This window comes from Micromonospora sp. MH33, from assembly GCF_003013775.1.
Classification (GTDB): Bacteria; Actinomycetota; Actinomycetes; order Mycobacteriales; family Micromonosporaceae; genus Micromonospora; species Micromonospora fulviviridis.
Genome location: NZ_MUYZ01000515.1, coordinates 1 through 2,696 on the forward strand (window position 1 = coordinate 1; position 2,696 = coordinate 2,696).

The following is a 2,696-nucleotide window of genomic DNA, read 5'->3' on the forward strand; positions in this document are numbered from 1 at the left end:
CTTCGTCGTGTTCGCCAAAAAGGTGCCGGCAGGACGCGTCACACTCGGACCGAACTCGGCAACATCCGTGTACTCCACCGGCTACATCACGCTCCTCACCGCTAATGGATGATGATTCGACGTTACTGAACGCCCCTCACTGGGCCGGGCTTCTATGCGGGACTGCCAGGTCACGTCGGATCTGGACGGGACTTCAACCGGCTGGTCACACACGCGCCGCGACCTCGACGCCGTCCGCAACGGCCTGACCCTGCCGCACAGCTCCGGCCCCGTCGAAGGCAACATCAACCGCCTCAAGATGATCAAACGACAGATGTTCGGCCGCGCCAGCCTCGACCTACCCCCGCAAACGCGTCCTACTCGCGCACTGAACGCTTCACACAACCGGCGACAGAGCCCGCACCCTTCACGATGATGGCGTCGATGAACACCGCGGCGTAGATCTCGTCCAAGGGCCGGCGGGACCAGTCGGTCATCTCCTCGATCACCTTGTCGGTGATCCGCGAGATCGTCTCCTCACACCGACGCCCCATAGATCTCGGCGAAGTGCGCCGAGGTCTTCCCGGTCGTCAAACCCTTGGCATACAACGACAACACGACCTCGTCAACCCCCGACAGGCGCCGCTGCCGCTTGCGCACGATCTGGGGTTCGAACGTGCCAGCCCGGTCCCGCGGCACATCGACCTGCACTGGGCCGGTGGTGTCGGTCAGGACCGTCTTCGGCCGGCTGCCGTTACGGATGTTGCCCGACCCCGCACCAGCTGGATCGTGTTTCTCAAAGCCGAGGTGCTCGGTGATCTCCTCGTTCAACGCGGTCTCCAGGACCGTCTTGGTCAACTGCTTGAGCAGCCCGTCCGGGCCGGTCAGCGACAGGCACTGTTCCTTGGCCGCCCGGACCAGCTCGGCGGCGGCCTTCTCCTCCGCCGACGGCTCAGGCCGCTTCTTCCGTCCGGTCACGTCGTTCAGTGTCGCGGTCATCACGGCACCCTCCTCACCAGGCACAACGCCCGGTGGGTCAGGCCGGAAACACCGTTAGATCCACACTCCCGACACCCGCGCAGATGCAACGAAACCTGCTCAAACCAGCGGCCGATGCCTGACGACACCGGCCGCTTCTTCATGCCCGCTGGAGGAACCGGGTCGCAACCAACCCTCGGAGGAAGCCCCCAGGACGACCCACCGGACCGCCAGGGCGCGGACCAACCACCGGAGCTGCCACCAGGCGCCGCTGCCGCCCTACTGCGGCTACTTCGACGCCTTAACGGCCACCGCACCGGCAACTCGAACCAGGAGAACTGATGGCCACCCCTCAAGCAGAGCCCTTCGCCTTCTACGGTCGGGTGTGACGGCGCGATGTGATCTGCTTCGAGGTCGCCTACGTATTTCAACTATGACAGCCAAGGATGGTAGCGGCCGTGGGCACGACGAGGGGAATCTGAGTATGTACGGGTTGGGCGTCGACCTGGGTACCAGCTTTACCGCTGCGGCGACCGCCTCCGCCTGGGCCCTGGACATGGCGCCGCTGGCCGGGCAGGCGGTCGTTACGCCGTCGGTCGCCTACCTTGACGAGAAGGGTGCGCTGCAGACCGGTGAGGCGGCCGACCGCCTCGGTCTGCAGGACCCCAGCCGGGCGGCGCGGGAGTTCAAGCGCCGTCTCGGTGATCCCACCCCGGTGATCCTGGACGGGGCGCCGTACTCTCCCACCGCCCTGATGGCCGCTCTGCTCGGTTCCGTGGTGGACACCGTCAGCCAGGCCCAGGGCGGCCCGCCCGACCGGATCGTGCTGACCCACCCGGCGGTGTGGGGTCCGTACCGGCGCGAGCAGTTCGCAGCCATCCCGCACCTGGCCGGCCTGCCCCACCCGCAGGCCGAGCCGGGGTCGGTGGCCGGGTCGGACGGCCCGACCATCATCACCATCACGGAGCCGGTTGCCGCGGCCACCTACTACTGCTCCACTCAGCCACTGCCCCCGGACGGTCTGCTCGCGGTCTACGACCTGGGCGGGGGCACATTCGACAGCGCGGTGGTCCGCAACGGCCGAGACGGCCTGGAGATCATCGGTACCCCCGAGGGCATCGAATGGCTCGGCGGCGCCGACTTCGATCAGGCAATCATGGACCATGTCGACCGCGAGCTGGGCGGTGCGATCACCACGCTGGACCCGACCGATCCCGGTACCGCTTCAATCCTGGCCACCCTGCAACGTGACTGCATGCTCGCGAAAGAGGCGCTGTCCACCCACGAGAAGGCGGACGTCACGGTGCCGCTGCCCGACTCGGTCCGGCACGTGACCGTAACTCGGGAAGCGTTCGAGCAGATGATCACGCCGCCCGTGGAAACCACCATTGAAACGTTCCGGCGGACTCTGACCGCCGCCGGCATCACGCTGCAGGACCTCACCGCCGTGCTTCTGGTCGGCGGATCGTCCCAGATCCCCCTGGTTACCCAGTTGCTGCGGGACACACTGCGGCGGCCAATCCTGATCAACACCCACCCGAAACACGCGGTCGCGTTGGGCGCCGCGATGCTCAGCACCGACACCCACACGGCGCACGGCATCCCCGCGCGCCGACGGCGCAAGCCCGCCGCGCCGGTCAGGGCCGCGGTCCTGACCAGCACTCCACCCGCGACGGCCGGACGCGACAGCAGCGCGCCGGCCACCACCGCGGCCCGGACCGGCGCTGCGCCCGCGACGG

At 67.7% G+C, this 2,696-nt stretch carries 1 protein-coding gene and 2 pseudogenes; 2 read left to right on the top strand and 1 reads right to left on the bottom strand.

Annotation, left to right across the window (positions count from 1 at the left end; all coding sequences use genetic code 11):
• Positions 1–217 precede the first annotated feature (217 nt).
• Positions 218–415, top strand: a pseudogene (locus B0E53_RS39930) (hypothetical protein); the annotation flags it as partial.
• On the opposite strand, the pseudogene B0E53_RS35200 reads toward B0E53_RS39930, so the two are convergent.
• Positions 405–978 (bottom strand): annotated as a pseudogene (locus B0E53_RS35200) (transposase); the annotation flags it as partial. The pseudogenes B0E53_RS39930 and B0E53_RS35200 overlap by 11 nt on opposite strands.
• 472 nt (positions 979–1,450) lie before the next feature.
• Here B0E53_RS35200 and B0E53_RS35210 point away from each other — a divergent pair.
• A partial coding sequence (locus tag B0E53_RS35210; protein ID WP_168215489.1) for an Hsp70 family protein occupies positions 1,451–2,696 on the top strand: 1,246 nt, incomplete at its 3' end.